The 17,049-nt window shown below is 74.2% G+C and carries 5 protein-coding genes; all 5 read right to left on the minus strand.

The features are described 5' to 3' along the window. Positions 1–78: 78 nt before the first annotated feature. The 5 genes from AB0I91_RS11195 to sbnA all read right to left on the minus strand — a co-directional run bounded on the left by AB0I91_RS11195 (position 79) and on the right by sbnA (position 17,039). Positions 79–2,259, minus strand: a complete 2,181-nt coding sequence (locus tag AB0I91_RS11195; RefSeq protein ID WP_499636572.1) for an MMPL family transporter — start codon at positions 2,257–2,259, stop codon at positions 79–81. A gap of 213 nt (positions 2,260–2,472) precedes the next feature. Beyond that, positions 2,473–3,684 carry a cytochrome P450 gene (locus AB0I91_RS11200; RefSeq protein WP_498776015.1) on the minus strand — a complete coding sequence of 404 codons (1,212 nt, stop codon included), beginning with the start codon at positions 3,682–3,684 and terminating at the stop codon, positions 2,473–2,475. A 13-nt stretch (positions 3,685–3,697) separates the two neighbouring features. Beyond that, positions 3,698–4,513 (minus strand): ABC transporter permease, encoded by an 816-nt coding sequence (locus tag AB0I91_RS11205; RefSeq protein ID WP_498776012.1) that lies wholly within the window; start codon positions 4,511–4,513, stop codon positions 3,698–3,700. Further along, complete coding sequence (locus tag AB0I91_RS11210; RefSeq protein WP_499636574.1) at positions 4,510–16,059, minus strand: amino acid adenylation domain-containing protein; 11,550 nt, start codon at positions 16,057–16,059, stop codon at positions 4,510–4,512. Before AB0I91_RS11210 ends, AB0I91_RS11205 begins: the two co-directional genes overlap by 4 nt. Beyond that, positions 16,056–17,039 carry a 2,3-diaminopropionate biosynthesis protein SbnA gene (gene sbnA / locus AB0I91_RS11215; RefSeq protein WP_498776008.1) on the minus strand — a complete coding sequence of 328 codons (984 nt, stop codon included), beginning with the start codon at positions 17,037–17,039 and terminating at the stop codon, positions 16,056–16,058. Before sbnA ends, AB0I91_RS11210 begins: the two co-directional genes overlap by 4 nt. Positions 17,040–17,049 lie beyond the last annotated feature (10 nt).

A 17,049-nucleotide genomic window follows, 5' to 3' on the forward strand; every position in this document is an offset into this window, starting at 1 on the left:
ACGACGCGCGGGACCTCCCGGGCCGTGCGCGCCGTCCGGCGACGTCACGACCCGGGAGGCCATCCCCGTCCACGAGGTTCAGCGCGGCAAGCGCGCCTCCTCGTGCGACTGCGCTCGCTGCTCGCCGACCGGGCCCACCGTCGAGTGGTCCGACCGGCGGGACAACGTCGAGGGCCACCACGCCGCCCGGCCCAGCAGGCGCATCGCCGAGGGCAGCACCAGCAGCCGGATCACGAACGCGTCCAGCACCACGGCCACCGCCAGCCCCAGGCCGAGCTGCTTCATCTCCAGCAGGCTGGTGAACACGAAGCTGACGAACACCGACATCATCACCACCGCCGCGCTGGTCACCACGCCGGCGGAGCTCGTGATGCCCTCGCGCACCGCCTGCCACGACGGCACGCCGGTCCGCGCGACCTCGCGGACCCGGCTCAGCACGAACACGTGGTAGTCCATCGACAGCCCGAACAGGATCACGAACAGGAACAGGGGCACCCGCGACACGATGAAGCCGCCGGAGGTGAAGTCCAGCAGGTCCTCGGCCCAGCCGAGCTGGAACACCAGCACCAGCACGCCGAACGTGGCCGCGGTGGCGAGCAGGTTGAGCGCGATCGTCAGCAGCGCCATGACCACCGAGCGGAACGCGACCACGATCATCACGAAGGTCAGCAGCAGCACGAACAGCACGACCCGCAGCAGCTTGTCGGACTGGTGCGCCACCGTGTCCACGTTGCGCGCGACGTCACCGGAGACCGCGTGCTCGAACCCGCCCACCGCCGCGGGCACCAGCTCGCCGCGCAGCTTCGCCAGCGACTCCTCGGCTCGCGGCGACTCGGGTGAGAACGGGATCGGCAGCTCCAGCACGGTCACCCGGCCGTCCTCCGACACCCGTTCGGCGGCCCCCGGCGCGAACAGCGGGTCGCCCTGCGTCCGCGCGGCCAGCCCGTCCAGCGCCGACGCCACCTCGGCGGCCCGCGCCGGGTCGGCCCGCACCACGACCACGTGCCGCGCGCCCTCACCGGGGAACAGAGCCACCATCCGGTCGTGGGTGCGGATCTCCTCGACCTGCTTGGGCAGCGTGTCGTTGCCGGGCAACCCCAGCTCCATGCCCAGCGCGGGCAGGGCGAGCAGCAGCATCGCGCCGGTGCTGATCAGGAGCGTCCGCCCCGGCCGCAGCATCGACGGCTCCAGCGCCCGGCGCCACACCCGGCCCTCGCCGCGCCCGGTGAGCCGCCACAGCAGCGGCACGCGCGGCCGGTCGACCCAGCGGCCGAACTTGGCCAGCAGCGCGGGCAGGACGGTCAGCGAGCTGACGACCGCCACCGCCACCACGATGATCGAGCCGGTGGCCAGGGACGAGAACACCACGTCCCCGACGAGGTAGAGACCGGCCATCGAGACCATGACGGCCAGCCCGGACACCACGATGGCCCGACCGGAGGTCGCCGCGGCCAGCTCCACCGCGGCCACGTGGTCGACCCGGCCACCGCCGCGCGCGCGTTCCTCGCGTTCCCGCTTGAGGTAGAACAGGGAGTAGTCCACGCCGACGGCCATGCCCAGCAGCAGGATCACGTTCTTCGTCGCGCCCGCGTCGGGGAACACGTGCGAGGCCACCGCCGACAGCGCCATCGCCGTCACCACGGACGACAACCCCAGCAGCACCGGCACGCCGGCCGCGATCAGGGCGCCGAACACGACCAGCAGGATCAGCAGGGTGACCGGCAGCGTCAGCCGCTCCGCGAACGCCAGGTCCTCGGCCAGCTGCTCGTCGATGCCGACGTCGATCGACACGCCGCCGGTCTGCTCGACCACCAGCTCCGGGTGGGCGCCGCGCACCGCGGCCGTCTGCTCCAGCAGCGCGGCCACCTGCTCCATCGCCGTGCGGTCCGCGGCCGTCATGGTCACCTCGACCAGCACCGCGTCGCCGTTCGGCGACCGCGTCGGCTCGCCGACCGAGGACACCTCGGGCAGGGCCCGCATCCGGTCGGCGACCTCGCGCGCCGCGGTGTCGGCGGCAGCCTGGTCGAGCGGCCCGGACGGCGAGGTGATGAGCACCCGTTCCACGATCGGATCCACCAGCCCGCCCTCGGCCGCCACGGTCTCGGCGCGACCCGCCTCGCCGACCCGGTAGTCCTCGCTGGAGGCGTCACGGACGCCGACGATGGCGCCCGCGGCGACGCACACCGCGACGAAGGCGAGCCATCCGATGATCGCGCGCCACGGATGAGTGGCGCTCCACTTGGCGATTGACACGGTCACCGGCGCGCTGCCCACGACCCTCAACTCCTCCGTTGTGGCACTGTGCCTCGAATCCTTCCGCCGCGTGACCGGGCGGACACTGGTGGTGCCCACCGGGTCGGGGTAGGGCTGTCCCCACCCCCTGGTGCGGATCCCCGCAGCGGACAAGCGAAAGCCCCGCCGCGGACGTCGGCCGAGGGGCGACGTCCGCGGCGGGGCGGTCGGGGAACGCGGTCAGCGCAACGTCACCGGCAGGCTGGAGTAGCCGTGGACGAAGTTGGAGAACAGCCGGCGCGGCTCACCGGCCAGCTCGATCTCGTCGACCAGGTCGCGCACCGCCTCCAGCACCGAGCGCACGTGGGCGCGCCCGAGGTAGGCGCCGAGGCAGAAGTGCGGTCCGTGGCCGAACGCGATGTGCCGGTTGGGCGTGCGCGACAGGTCGAACGACAGCGGGTCGGTGAACACCTCGTCGTCGAAGTTGGCCGAGCTGTTCCACAGCGTCACCACGTCGCCCGCCTTGATGACCCGCCCACCGAGCTCCACGTCCACGACGGCGCGGCGGCCGAAGTGCATGGCGGGCGTGGTCCAGCGCAGCACCTCTTCGGTCGCCGTGCCGATGTCGACCTTGCCGTCCTTGAGCGCGCGCCACTGCTCCGGGTGCTGGTGCAGCGCCAGGAGCCCGCCGATCGAGGACATGCGGCTGGACTCGTCCGCGCCCAGGATGAGGCTGTAGCAGTTGAAGACGATCTCGTCCTCGCTCAGCGGCGCGCCGTCCACCAGCCCGTTGGCCAGGGCGCTGACCACGTCGTCGCCGGGGTCGCGCCGGCGTTGCTCGGCCAGGCCCGAGAAGTACAGCAGGATCTCGTTGCGGGCCAGCCACTCCTCCAGCTCGGTGTCCTCGGAGCTGTACCGGCTCAGCGTCCGGTTGTTCCAGTCCACGAGCTTCGCCCGGTCCGCGACGGGCACGTCCATCAGGTCGCCGATCGTGTTGATCGGGATGTGGTCGGCGACGTCGGTGGCGAAGTCGAACGTCGGTCCGACCCGCTCGCCCACCAGCGCCAGGGTCCGCTGGTGCACCCGTTCGGCGACCTTCGCCAGCACGCGCGGCGAGAACGACTTGATCATCAGGTTGCGCACGTCGCGGTGCCGCGGGCCGTCGGTGACCGCGAGCATCTTGCCCGACGCCGAGTCCGTGCCGCGCAACAACGTGGACAGCACGTTGCCGTGCTCGGAGGTGAACCTCTTGTTGTCCTTGTACACCGCCACGACGTCGGCGTAGCGGGACAGCACCCAGAAGCCCGGCGTGCCGTCGCCCGGCGGGTTCCAGTGCACGGGGTCCTCTTCGCGCAGCCGCCGCCACATCGAGTGCAGGTCCACGTCCAGGAACGTCTGCGGGTCGGCCAGGTCCAGGTCGGCCAGGTCGACATCGGCCAGGTGGGCGGTCATGTCCGTGTTCTCCTCAGTTGGCGGTGCTCGCGTACCGGCGCAGGCTGACGAACGAGGTCAGCAGGAAGAGCAGGCCGAGGGTCACCACGACGACCACCTCCGGGTGGTCGGTCGGGAAGCCGCCGCCGGTGGTGACCGGGTTGCCCCACAGCTGGCGGCAGGCCGTGGCCACCGCGCTGATGGGGTTCCAGGCCGCGATCGGCGCCAGCCACGCGGGCAGGTTCTGCTCGGACAGGAACGCGTTCGACAGGAACGGGAACACGACCACGACCAGCGGCGCGATCGAGTCGATGGTCTCCAGGCTCTTGGACGACATGCCCAGCAGCACGCCGACCCACGTCACCACGTAGCAGAACACGACCAGCACGCCGAACGCGGCGAGCGTGGGCAGCAGCCCGGTGTGCGAGCGCCACCCCAGCAGCAGGCCGACGCCCACGACGACGGCCAGGCCCATCACCGCGACCACGAGGTCGGCGATCGTGTGTCCGATGAGGACGGACGACCGCGAGATCGGCAGCGACCGGAACCGGTCGATCAGCCCGCCCTTCAGGTCCGTCGCGACCGCGATGGCGGTCGGGCCGACGCCCGCGAGGCCGACCTGCAGCGCCGCGCCCGCGAACAGGTACTCCTGGTAGCTGCCGCCGCCGGGGATGGAGATCGACTGCTGGAACAGGTAGCCGAGCACCAGCATGGACACCAGCGGGTTGAGCGTGACCCCGATGAAGCGGCCGGGCGCCCGGCGCAGGTGCCGCAGCCGCCTGCCGGTCACGGCCAGGACTTCGACCAGGGTCGCCCCGGGCCCGGGTTTGACGTCGACCAGTGCGTTCACGATTCCCCATTCCCGGGCGGGCGGGACATCCCGGCCGCCACCGCCGCGCCGATCCGGGCCAGGTGGCCCGGGTTCATCATGTGGTCGTGCCCACCGGGCAGGTGGTGCACTCGGAGGGCGCCGACGTGCGGCGTCCACAGGTCGACCCGTTCGGCCAGCTCGTCCTCTGGCAGCTCGCCGGAGGCCGCGAACAGCAGCACCTCGCCGTCGTAGCGGGACGGCCGGTACCGCTCGGAGAACCGCGAGTGGACCTTCATCACCTCGATCATCGCCAGCACCCGCTCGTCGCCGAGCCCTGCCAGCGGGCTGCCGTCGCGGCGCAGCACCTCGACCACGTCCTCGGCGGTGATGTCGCGGCCCGCGAACTCCGACCGGTCGTGCCCGACCAGCTCCACCACCCAGCCGAGCATCGCCTGGTCGTCGCCGTGCGGGTCGTGCCTGCTCGGCGGGTAGGCGTCGAGGTTGGCCAGCACGCCGACCCGCTCGCCGTCGGCTTCCAGCCGCGCGGCCACCTCGTGGGCGAGGATGCCGCCGAACGACCAGCCGAGCAGGTGGTACGGGCCCTCGGGCTGGATCGACCTGATCAGGTCGAGGTAGTCCGACGCCAACTGCCCCAACGACGTCGGCAGCGCGGCCAGCTCGGTGATGGACGGCGACTGGATGCCCACCAGCGGTGTGTCCGGGCCGACGTGCGGCGCCAGGCCGATGTAGGGCAGGGCGAAGCCGACACCGCTGTGCAGGCAGAACAGCGCGGGACCGGAGCCCGGCTTCATCCGCAGCACGGTGTCGAACGGCGTGGTCTCCTCCAGGGCGGCGAACTCCTCGAACACGCTGGAGATCGCCGCGGCCCGCGACGGCGCGCGGTCGTCCGCCGCGGCCGCTAGGTCGGCGACAGTCTGGTGCACGAACACGTCCGCGATGGCGATCGGCAACCCCGCCTTGCGGGCGCGGGTGACGACCTGGATCGAGCTGATGCTGTCGCCGCCGACCGCGAAGAAGTTGTCGTCCACGCCGACCGACGGCACGCCGAGCACGTCCGCGACGATCCCGGCCAGCAGCTCCTCGGCCGGGGTGCGCGGGGCGCGAGTGGAGGGCAGGTGCGCGAAGTCCGCGGCGGGCAGGGCCTTGCGGTCCACCTTGCCGTTGGGCGTCAGGGGCAGGGCGTCGAGCACGACCAGCGCGGCGGGCACCATGTAGTCGGGCAGCGACTCGCCGAGCTCCTTGCGCAGCAACGCGATGTCGCCGCCCGCGTCGTCGGCCGGCACGACGTAGCCGACGAGCCGCTTGTGGCCCTTGGCGTCGCCGTCGACGACCACCACCGCGTCGCGCACGGCGGACAACGCCCGGGCCGCGGCCTCGACCTCGCCCAGCTCGATGCGGTGGCCGCGGATCTTGACCTGGTGGTCGCGCCGCTCCAGGAACTCCAGGTTGCCGTCAGCGCGCAGCACCACCCGGTCGCCCGTGCGGTACATCCGCGCGCCCGCGCCGAGACCGGACTCCGCGGCGAACGGGTCGGGCAGGAACGTCACCGACGTCCGCGCGGGGTCGCCGAGGTAGCCGCGCCCGACGCCGAGGCCGCCGACGTAGAGCTCGCCCGGCACGCCGACGGGCAGCGGCCGCAGGTCGTCGCCGAGCACGTACAGCGCGGTGTTGCGCACCGGTTGGCCGATCGGCACGCGCGTGCCGCGCACCGGCCCGGTGATCACCGCGTGCGTGACGTCGTCGGAGCACTCGGTCGGCCCGTAGGCGTTGACCAGCGGGATGGCCGGGAACCGCGCGAACCACCGCTCGCACAGGTCGGCGGGCAACGCCTCGCCGGTGACGACCAGCCGGCGCAGCGACGGCAGCTCCGGCGCCTCGCCCGTGGTGTCCCACACGTCCAGCGCGGCGCGCAGCAGCGACGGGACGACCTCCAGCACCGAGACGCGTTCACCGGCCGTGATGCCGAACAACGCCTCCGGGTCCGCGGCGACCTCGCGGCCGACGACCCGCACCCGGCCGCCGACCACCAACGGCGCCAGCATCTGCCACACCGAGATGTCGAACGTCACCGGCGCGTTGTGCACCACCGCGTCCTGTTCGGACAGCCGCAGGTCGTCCACCTTGGCGAGCAGGTGGTTGACCATGCCCGCCCGGTGCACCATCGCGCCCTTCGGCTTGCCCGTCGACCCGGACGTGAAGATCACGTACGCGAGGTCGTCCGCCGCACCCGACAACGGCGGCAGGTCGCCGTCCTCGGCGCCGTCCAGGACGACCACCCGGGCGGCGCCCGCCACCTGTTCGGCCAGGCGGCGGTGCGCGGCGTCGGTCAGCAGCACGCGCGCGCCGCTGTCGGCCAGCAACGCGGCCGTGCGCGACACCGGGGCCTGCACGTCCAGCGGCAGGTAGGCGCCACCCGCGCCGAGCGCGCCCAGCACCGCCGAGACGTAGCGCGCGCCCGGTGCGGCCAGCACCGCGGCCAGACCGCCGTCCAGCTCACGGGACACCGCGGCGGCACGGCGCACCAGCGTCGAGTAGGTGACCTCGCCGTCCTCGTCCACGACGGCCACGGCGTCGGGCGTGCGGGCGGCGAACTCGCGCACCCGCTCCACCACGCCCCGGTACGCGTCCGGGCGGCGCGGTCCGGCGCCCGCGCCCAGCACCCGCTCGCGCTCCTCCGGGTCCAGCACGTCGAGCCGGCTCAGCCGCGCGCCCGGGTCGGCCACCGCGGCGCGCAGCAACCGCAGCAGCCGGTCCGCGATCCGCTCGACCGTGGACCGGGTGAACAGGTCGGTCGTGTACTCCAGCGCGCCCCGGATGCCCGTGGGCGCGCCGTCGGCGACCAGCTCGTCGAGCTGGAAGGTGAGGTCGAACTTCGCGCGCGGCGCGGCCACCGGCTGCACGCGGGCGTTCAGGCCGGGCAGGACGGCCGGCCCGTCACCGTCGTTCTGCAGCACCAGCATGACCTGGAACAGCGGCTGGCGGGCCGGCGACCGCACCGGGTTCAGCTTCTCCACCAGGTACTCGAACGGCAGGTCCTGGTGCGCGTACGCGCCGAGGTTCGCCTCCCGCACGCGGTGCACCAGCTCCTGGAACGTCGGGTCGCCGGCGGTGTCGGTGCGCAGCACCACGGTGTTGACGAAGAACCCGACCAGCTCGTCGAGCGCCTCGTCGGCCCGGCCGGCCACCGGGGTGCCGAGCGGGATGTCCGTGCCCGCGCCGAGCTTGCCCAGCAGGGCCGACACGGCCGCCTGGAACACCATGAACACGCTCGCGCCGGACTCGCGCGCCAGTGCCACCAGCCCCGCGTACAGCGGGCCGTCGACCAGGAACTCGACCTCGCCGCCGTCGTGCGTGCTCACCGCCGGGCGCGGGAAGTCGGTCGGCAGGTCCAGTTCCTCGGGCAGGTCGGCGAGCGCCTCGGTCCAGTACGCGAGCTGGGCGCCGAGCAGGCTCTCCGGGTCGTCCTCGGAGCCGAGCAGCTCACGCTGCCACAGCGCGTAGTCCGCGTACTGCACCGGCAGCGGCGACCGGTCCGGGGCCACGCCCGCGCAACGGGCGCGGTAGGCGTCGGTCAGGTCGCGGGCGAACGGCGCGATCGACCAGCCGTCGAACGCGATGTGGTGGAAGACGACCAGCAGCACGTGCTCGTCCGGGCCGAGCCGGAACAGCGTGGCGCGCAACGCGGGTTCTGTCGCGAGGTCGAACCCGCGGTCCGTCTCGGCGGTCAGCACGCGGCCCAGCTCGGCCTCGGCGAGTTCGGCCACCTCCAGCGGCGGGTGGTCCGGCGGCAGGTCGGCCACCCGCTGGTGCGGCTTGCCGTCCTCGTCCGGGAACACCGAGCGCAGCACCTCGTGCCTGGCCACGACGTCGCGCAGGGCGGCGCGCAGCGCGTCGACCCTCAGCGCGCCGGTCAGGCGCATCGCCAGCGGCACGTTGTAGGTGCCGGTGGCGTTCTCCTCCAGGCGGTTGAGGAACCACAGCCGCCGCTGGGCGAACGACAGGGGCGTCCGCTCGCCGCGCGGCATCGGCGCCAGCGCCGGTCGGGCGCCCTGCGCGCCGCGCACCTGGTCGGCCAGCGCCGCCACGGTGCGCGCCTCGAACAACGCCCGGATGGGCAGCTCGACGCCCAGCGCGGACCGGGCCCGGCTGATGACCCGCGTGGCCAGCAGGGAGTGCCCGCCGAGCTCGAAGAAGTCCTCGTCGATCCCCACCTGCGGCAGGCCGAGCACGTCGGCGAACAGCCCGGTCAGGATGTCCTCGACCGGTGTGCGCGGTCCCCGGCCGCGAGCGGCGGGCGCGCCGGCCTCGGGCGCGGGCAGCGCCTTGCGGTCCAGCTTGCCCTGCGCGGTCAGCGGCAGCTCGTCCAGCGCGACCAGCGCCGCCGGGACCATGTACTCCGGCAGCGACTCGACCAGCAGTTCCCGCACGCCGTCGGGCACCGCGCCGGGTCGTTCGGGCGCGGGCGCGGCGGGCACCAGGTAGCCGACCAGCCTGCGGTCGCCGTCGTCCTCGCGGACCACGACCACGGCCTGGGCCACGCCGGGGTGCGACACCAGCGCCGACTCGATCTCGCCCAGCTCGATGCGGAAGCCGCGCAGCTGCACCTGGTCGTCCGCGCGGCCGACGTAGTCCAGCTGGCCGTCGGCGTGCCACCGGACCAGGTCGCCGGTGCGGTACATGAACCCGCCCGGCGCGTCGAACGGGTCGGCGACGAACCGCTCGGAGGTCAGGCCGGGCCGGTCGAGGTACCCGCGGGCGAGCCCGCCGGCGACGTACAGCTCGCCCGTCACGCCGACGGGCACCGGCCGCAGCAGCGGGTCGAGCACGTACACCCGGTGCGCCGCGGTCGGCGTGCCGATGGGCGGCCTGCCCTCGCCGGTCAGCGGGCCGCCGACGGTCGAGGCGAGCACCGCCTCGGTCGGCCCGTACCCGTTGAACATCCGGTGCCTGGGCGCCCAGCGCGCCACCACCTCCGGCGGGCACGCCTCGCCGGCGACGACCATCACCAGGTCGTCGGGCAGCCGGGCGTCCTCGGGCAGCCCGCCCGCGACCACCGGCGGCAGCGCCGCGAGGTTGACCCGCCTGGTCCGGATCAGGTCGAGCAGCGGTCGGCCCGGCGCGCGGGCGTCGTCGTCGGCGACCACCAGCGTGCCGCCGCCCAGCAGGGCCAGGCCCCACTCCCACACCGTCGCGTCGAAGCTGTAGGAGGCGAACTGGAGCACCCGCGTGTCGGGCGTGACGTCGAACTTCGCGATCAGGCTCCGGACCATGGCGACGAGCCCGGCGTGGTCGACCACGACGCCCTTGGGCCGCCCGGTGGACCCGGACGTGTAGATCACGTAGGCCGGGTGCCCCTGGCGCAGCGCCGGCGCCGGCGCGGTGGCGGGCAGGCCGTCCAGCTCGGCGAGCACCGCGGGGTCGTCCAGGAGCACCAGCGGCACGTCGAGCCCGGCCATCCCGCCGGCGGTGTCCACAGTGGACACCAGAGCGATCGGCCGGGCGTCGTCCACCATGTACGCGATCCGGTCCAGCGGCAGCTTGGCGTCGATCGGCAGGAACGCCGCGCCGGACTTCAGCACGGCGAGCACCACCACCGCCGCCTCCAGCGAGCGCGGCAGGGCGAAGGCGACCACGCCCTCCGGGCCCGCGCCCCGGGCGGCCAGCAGCCGGGCCAGCCGGTTCGCGCGGGCGTCCAGCCCGGCGTAGGTCAGCTCCTCGTCGCGGAACACGGCGGCGAGCGCGTCCGGCGCCTGCGCGACCCGGTCGGCGAACAGCTGCGGCGCGGTCACGTCCGGGATCGGCGCGATCCGCCCGCTCCACTCGCCCAGCAGCAGCTCCCGCTCACCCGCCGCCAGCACGTCGACCCGGCCCACCGGCGTGTCCGGCGCGTCGACCGCGGTCTCCAGCAACCGCACGAACCGGTCGACCAGCAGCCGCACGTCCTCGCGGGTGAACAGGCGACCCCGGTACTGGGCGTGCAGCCGCATCCGCTCGCCGGGGTACACGCCCAGCGCGAACGGGTACTCGGCCACCACGCGCGCCTCGCCGCCGAGCACGTCCAGGTCCGGCGCCAGGCCGCCCAGCTCGCGGGCGTCGGCCATCGGGTAGTTGTGGTAGCTGACCACGGTGTCGAACAGCTCGCCGATGCCGGCCTGCTGCTGCACCTCGGCCAGGCCGAGGTGCTGGTGCGGCTCCAGGTCGAACTGCCCGGCGCCGAGGTCCGCCAGCAGCCGCGCGAGCGTGTGCGCGGGGTCGAGCGCCACCCGCACCGGCAGCGTGCCGAGGAACGGGCCGATCATCGTCTCGACGCCCGGCAGCTCGGCGGGCCGGCCGGACCGCACCGCGCCGAACACGACGTCCCGGCTCCCGGTCAGGGCGCCCAGCAGCACCGCCCAGCAGCCCTGCACGACCGTGCTGAGGGTGAGGTCGTTGGCCCGCGCCCAGTCGGTCAGGCGGGCCGTCAGCGACTCGGGCAGGTCCACCAGCAGCTCGTCGGGCACCGCGGGCGTGCGGTCCGGGTCGACCGGCGCGAGGCGGGTCGCCTCCGTCAGCCCGGCCAACGCCGAGCGCCACGCGTCGCGCGCCGCCTCGACGTCCCGGTCGGCCAGCCACCGCAGGTAGTCGGCGTGGGGTGGCACCGGCGGCAGCGCGGAGGTGTCGACCCCGTTGGCGTACAGGGTGAACAGCTCCCGCGCGAAGATCGGGTTGGACCAGCCGTCCACCAGGGAGTGGTGCACGGTCCAGACGACGCGGAACGACTCGCCGGTCAGCCGCACCACGGTGAACCGCACCAGCGGCGGCGCCGTCAGGTCGAAGCGGCGCAGCCAGTCGGCGTCGGTGAGCCGGGCCAGCTCGCCGTCGCGGTCCGCCGGGTCCATCCCGCTCAGGTCGACCTCGTCCCACGACGGCTCGACCGCCGAGGGCACGACGAGCACGGCGTCACCGGACTCCCGGTGCCGGAAGGCGGCACGCAGCAGCGGGTGCCGCGCCAGGAGCGCCCGTGCGGCGGCGCGCAGCCGGGCCGGGTCGAGCGGACCGGCCACGTCCACGGTCACCTGCAACGTGTAGGCGTCCACGCCGTCGCGGTCGTAGTCGGCCTGGAACAGCAGGCCCTTCTGCGACGGCGACAGCGGCAGCACGTCGTCCACCGGGCCGACCGCCCGCTCGACGTCCTCGATCTCGCGCTGGGTCAGCGACACCAGCGGGAAGTCCGACGGCGTGCGGCCACCGGCCCGGTCCGCGTGCCGTTCCGCGTGCTCCACCAGCGCGCCCAGGACCGCGGTGAACGTCTCGGCGATGCCCCGGACGTCCTCTTCGGACAGCAGCGCGCCCGCGTACTGCCAGTCGGACACGAGCACCGGGCCGGTCGGCCGGTCCTCGGTGACCGCGGCGACCTCCAGCGCGTACCGCAGCGGCACGTCCCGGTGCGCGTGCAGGCCGACGTCGCCGCGCAAGGACCACTCCCCCCGGTCCACGCCGAAGCGCCCGAGGTAGTTGAAGCCGATCTGCGGCGGGGCGAACCGGGCCAGCGCGCCCTGCGTCTGGGGGTTGAGGTGGCGCAGCAGCCCGAAGCCGAGGCCGTGGTCGGGCAGGGCGCGCAACGCCTCCTTGACCCGCTTCACCACCCCCGGCACGTCCGAGGTGTCGCCGACGTCGAGGCGCACGGGGAACACGCTGGAGAACCAGCCGACCGTGCGCGCCAGGTCCACGTCCTCGGCGGCCTGCTCGCGCCCGTGGCCCTCCAGCTCGACCAGCACCGACCCGCCGCCGCGCCGCCGCGCCACCGCGACCGCGAGCGCGGCCAGCAGCACCTCGTTGGCCTCGGCGTGGAACGCGGCGGGCACCGTGGTCGTCAACGCCGCCGCGTCGGCCACCTCGAACCGGTGGTGGCCGGCGGTGCGCTCGACGTCCACGGCGGGGTCGAGCGGGCGCGCGCCCAGCAGCGGGTCGCCGCCGCGCAGCTGCCCCGTCCACAGCGGCAGCTCGGCGGTGCGGGCGGCGGTGCGCGCCTGCTCCGACAGCAGCCGGGTCCAGCGGCGGTAGGACGTGCCGACGGGTGGCAGGGGCCGCCCCTCGACGGCCGCGCGCAGGTCGGGCAGCAGGATCCGCCACGACACGCCGTCCACGGCCAGGTGGTGGGCCACCACGAGCAGCTCGCCGTCGTTCAGCACGAACCGGACGACCACGCCGTCCTTGGGCGCCAAGCGCTCGCGTGCCGCGTCGAGCGTGCCGCCGGCGCTGACCACGTCGGCCGCGCGGACCGCGCCGCGGGGCTGCACCTCCAGCGCCCACAGCCCTTCGACCGGCTCGGCGAGCCGCAGCCGCAGCGCGTCGTGGTGGTCCAGCAGCACCTGCACGGCGGCGGTGAGCCGGTCGACGTCCAGCCCGGCGGGCACGGACACCGCCACGTGCTGGCTGTAGTCACGGGTCAGCCCGGTGGGGACCTCGCGCAACTGGTGGGCGATCGGGGGTGGCTCGACCTCGCCGACACCGTCGTCCGCGACCACGGCGACGGCGGAGACGGGCTTGGCGACCGCCGCGATGGCGGCCGGTGTCCGCAGCCGGAACACGTCCGCCGAGGTGACGACCAGGCCCGCCGCGCGGGCGCGGCTGACCACCTGGATGGAGCTGATGCTGTCGCCGCCGAGGGCGAAGAAGCTGTCGTCCGCGCCGACCGAGGCCACGCCGAGCACCTCGGCGAGCACACCGCAGAGGATCTCCTCCTCGCGGGTGCGGGCCGCGCGCGTCGTCACGGGCGTGCCGAAGTCCACGGCGGGCAGCGCCTTGCGGTCCACCTTGCCGTGCGGGGTCAGCGGCAGCGCGTCCAGCACCACGAACGTCGACGGCACCATGTACTCGGGCAGCAGCCGTGCCACCTGCTCGCGGACCCCGGCCGCCTCGCCCACGACGTAGCCGACGAGCCGCTTGTGCCCGGCCGGGTCGGTGACGACGGCGACCGCGGCGTCACCGACGCCCGGCACCGCGCGGACGGCGGCCTCGACCTCGCCGAGCTCGATGCGGTGACCGCGGATCTTGACCTGGAAGTCCCGCCGCTCCAGGAACTCCAGCTGCCCGTCGGCGTGCCGCAGCACGCGGTCGCCGGTGCGGTACATGCGGTCGCCCGGCCCGCCGAACGGGTCGGGCAGGAACGTCGTCGCGGTGCGCCCGGGATCGCCGAGGTAGCCGTGGCCGACGCCGGCGCCCGCCACGTACAGCTCGCCGGGCACGCCCTGCGGCATCGGTCGCAGGTCGTCGCCCAGCACGTAGAGCCGGGTGTTGCGCACCGCGTGGCCGATCGGCGCGCGGGCGCCGTCGACCGGTCCGGTGATCAGCGCGTGCGTGACGTCGTCCGAGCACTCGGTCGGCCCGTAGGCGTTGACCAGCGGCAGCCCCGGGTAGCGGTCGAACCAGCGCGCGCACAGGTCGGCGGGCAGCACCTCGCCCGTGACGACCAGGTGCCGCAGGCCGGGCAGCGGCACGGCGTGGCCGGCGGCGTCCCAGGCGTCGAGCGCGGCGCGCAGCAGCGACGGCACGACCTCCAGCACGGTCACGCCCCCGGTCGCGGCGAGGCCGAACAGGGTGTCCGGGTCGGCGGCCTCCGCCGCGCCCACGACGAGCACCCGTCCGCCCACGACCAGCGGCGCGAGCATCTGCCAGACGGACACGTCGAAGGTCACCGGCGCGTTCTGCACGACGGTGTCGGCGGCGGTGAGCCCGAGGTCCTCGACCTTGGCCAGCAGGTGGTTGACGAGGCCGCCCCGGTGCACCATCGCGCCCTTCGGCCGGCCCGTCGACCCCGACGTGAAGATCACGTACGCGAGGTCGTCGGCCGAGTCGGACAACGGTGACAGCTCGTGGTCCTCGGCGTCGTCCAGCACGACCACGCGCGCGCTGCCGGCGAGTTCGTCCGCGAGCGCGCGGTGCGCCGGGTCCACGACCAGGTGCGTGGCGCCGCTGTCGGCCAGCAGGCCCGCGATCCGGGCGACCGGCGCGCGCACGTCCAGCGGCACGTAGGCGCCGCCCGCGCCGAGGGCGGCCAGCACCGCCGTGACGAAACCGGCGCCGGGCTCGGCGAGCACGGCGGTCAGCCCGGCGTCCAGCTCGCGCGACAGGGCGTTGGCGCGCGCGACGAGCTCGCCGTAGGTCACCGGTCCGGCCCTGTCCACCACCGCGACCGCGTCGGGCCGGGCCGCGGCGACGGCGCGCACGCGTTCCACGACGCCGGTGTAGTCGTCCTCGCGCACCGGGCCGACGACGGCGTCGGCCCCGGCGAAGTCCACCCGGCTCAGCGCGGCGTCCGGCGCCGCCCGCACGAACTCCTCCAGGTACGCGGCGAAGCGGGTGACGTGGCCCGCCACCTCGTCGTCCTCGTACAGGCCCGCGTTGCCGCTCAGGTGCAGTTCGAGGCCGCCGCCCGGCGCCTCCACGACCGTGGCCTCGAAGTCGTCCACCAGCCCGGTGGACAGGTTGTTGACCGTCATCGCGCACGGTCCGAGCTTCAGCTCGGTCTCCTGCGGCAGGATGTTGACCAGCGGGCCGAACGGCCTGCGGTCGTCGCTGCGCAGGCCCATCGCGCCGCGGATGCGGCTGACCCGGTGCCGCTGGTGGCGCAGCACCCTGGTGACCTCGCGCGAGGTGTCGGCCAGCAGCCCGGCGCGGGACGTCCCCGGGCCGACGGCCAGCCGCAGCGGCACGGTGTTGGCCACCATGCCGGGGATGGCGCGCATCCGGGCGCCCACCCTGGCGGTCACCGGCAACGTCAGCAGCACGTCGCGGACGCCTGTCATCCGCTGGGTGTAGGCCGCCATCGCGGCGGTCACCACGGTCGGCCACGTCACCTTGGCCCCGGCGGCGACCTCGCGGACCAGGCGCGCGGTCGACTCGGGCACCACGGCGCTGCGGCGCACGAAGCCCTGCGCCCGCGGGCCGTCCCGGTGCGACAGGCTGACCAGCTCGGGAGCGTCGGTGAACCGCCGGTCCCAGAACCTGCGGTCCCGCTCGGCCTGACCGGACCCGCCGTAGGCCGCCTCCGCCGCGATCAGCTCGGCCAACGGCGGCAACCGGCCGTCGTCGACCGACGCGCCCGCCAGCAGGGCCTCGTACAGCTCGCCGAGCCTGCGCCAGAACACCACCTGCGTGTAGCCGTCGCACAGGAAGTGGTGGATGCACAGGGAGAAGAACGCCCGCTCGTCGCCGACGCGCAGCAGCGCCAGGCGGAACAGCGGGAAGTCGCCGAGCGCGAACGGCACGTCCAGGTCGGCCCGCACCCAGTCGCGGCCGGCGCGTTCCGGGTCGGCCTCGCCGCGCAGGTCCAGCACCCGCAGACCGGGGTCCAGCAGGGGTTCGACCACCTGGCCCGGCTCGCCGTCGACCTCCGTGAACCGCGCCCGCATGCACTCTGACTCGAACACCAGCCGCGCCACGGCCGCGCGGAACACCTCGATGTCCAGCGGTCCGCGGATGTCCAGGTAGCCCGCGGTGTTGTACGCCGACGTGCCGCCGGAGAGCTTCTCGTCGAACCAGATGTCGAGCTGACCGGCGGACAGGGGAAGCCGGTGGGTCATGGCAGTCTCCTCGCAAGCATGGCGTCCTCGGCGAGCAGGTCCGCGCCGTAGATGTCGCTGATCCACTGGTCCCGGTAGACGGTGTCCAGGTAGCGGTCGCCGAGGTCGGGCGCGATCGCCACCGCGGTCACGTCGCCGTCGGGCCGGTTGCGGGTGAGCCAGTCGGCGGCGCCGGAGAGCACCGTGCCGGTCGAGCCGCCGAACAGGAAGCCGTGCCGCAGCAACGTCCGGCAGGCGCGCACCGTGTCCCGTTCCGCCACGTGCAGCACCTCGTCCACGAAGGACTCGTCCAGCAGCGGCGGGCGGACGCTGGTGCCCAGGCCCGGCAGCATCCGCGGCTGCGCGGGCGTGCCGAAGGTGACCGAGCCGACCGAGTCGACCGCGACGACCCGCACCGACGGCTTGTTCTCCTTGAAGTACCGCGCGCAGCCCATCAGCGTGCCGGTGCTGCCCGCGCCGATGAACACCACGTCGACCTCGGGGAAGCTCTTCAGGATCTCCGGGCCGGTGCTCTGGTAGTGCGCCATCCAGTTCGCCGGGTTGGCGTACTGGTTGAGCCACACGTAGCCCTCGTCCTCGCACACCTGCTTGACGTAGCGGATGCGGGCGCCGAGGTAGCCGTCCTGCGGGTCGGGCTCGGTGATGACGTGCACCCGCGCGCCCAACGCCTCCATCAGCTGTCTGGTGGCGAGGTTGCAGCGCGCGTCGGTGACGCACAGGAACCGGTAGCCGCGGCTCGCCGCCACCAGCGCCAGCGCCACCCCGAGGTTGCCCGACGAACTCTCCACCAGCGTGGCGCCCTCGCGCAGGGTGCCGGCGCGCACGGCGGCGGACACCATCTCGTTGGCGGCCTTGAGCTTGATGGACCCGGCGAAGTTGAACCCCTCGCACTTGAGGTACAGCGGGTGGCCCGAGAGCCGCCGGAGGTCCACGTAGAGGTCGTCCACGTTGAACTCCTGGGGCGTCGATATCACTGGCATGCGCCGACTC

It is taken from the genome of Actinosynnema sp. NPDC049800 (assembly GCF_040656635.1).
Lineage (GTDB): Bacteria > Actinomycetota > Actinomycetes > Mycobacteriales > Pseudonocardiaceae > Actinosynnema.

Excerpts from the sequence above, each read along its gene's own strand:
- AB0I91_RS11200 (WP_498776015.1), bottom strand. The coding sequence starts at position 3,684 with ATGACCGCCCACCTGGCCGATGTCGACCTGGCCGACCTGGACCTGGCC.
- AB0I91_RS11210 (WP_499636574.1), bottom strand. The coding sequence starts at position 16,059 with ATGACCCACCGGCTTCCCCTGTCCGCCGGTCAGCTCGACATCTGGTTC.
- sbnA (WP_498776008.1), bottom strand. The coding sequence starts at position 17,039 with ATGCCAGTGATATCGACGCCCCAGGAGTTCAACGTGGACGACCTCTAC.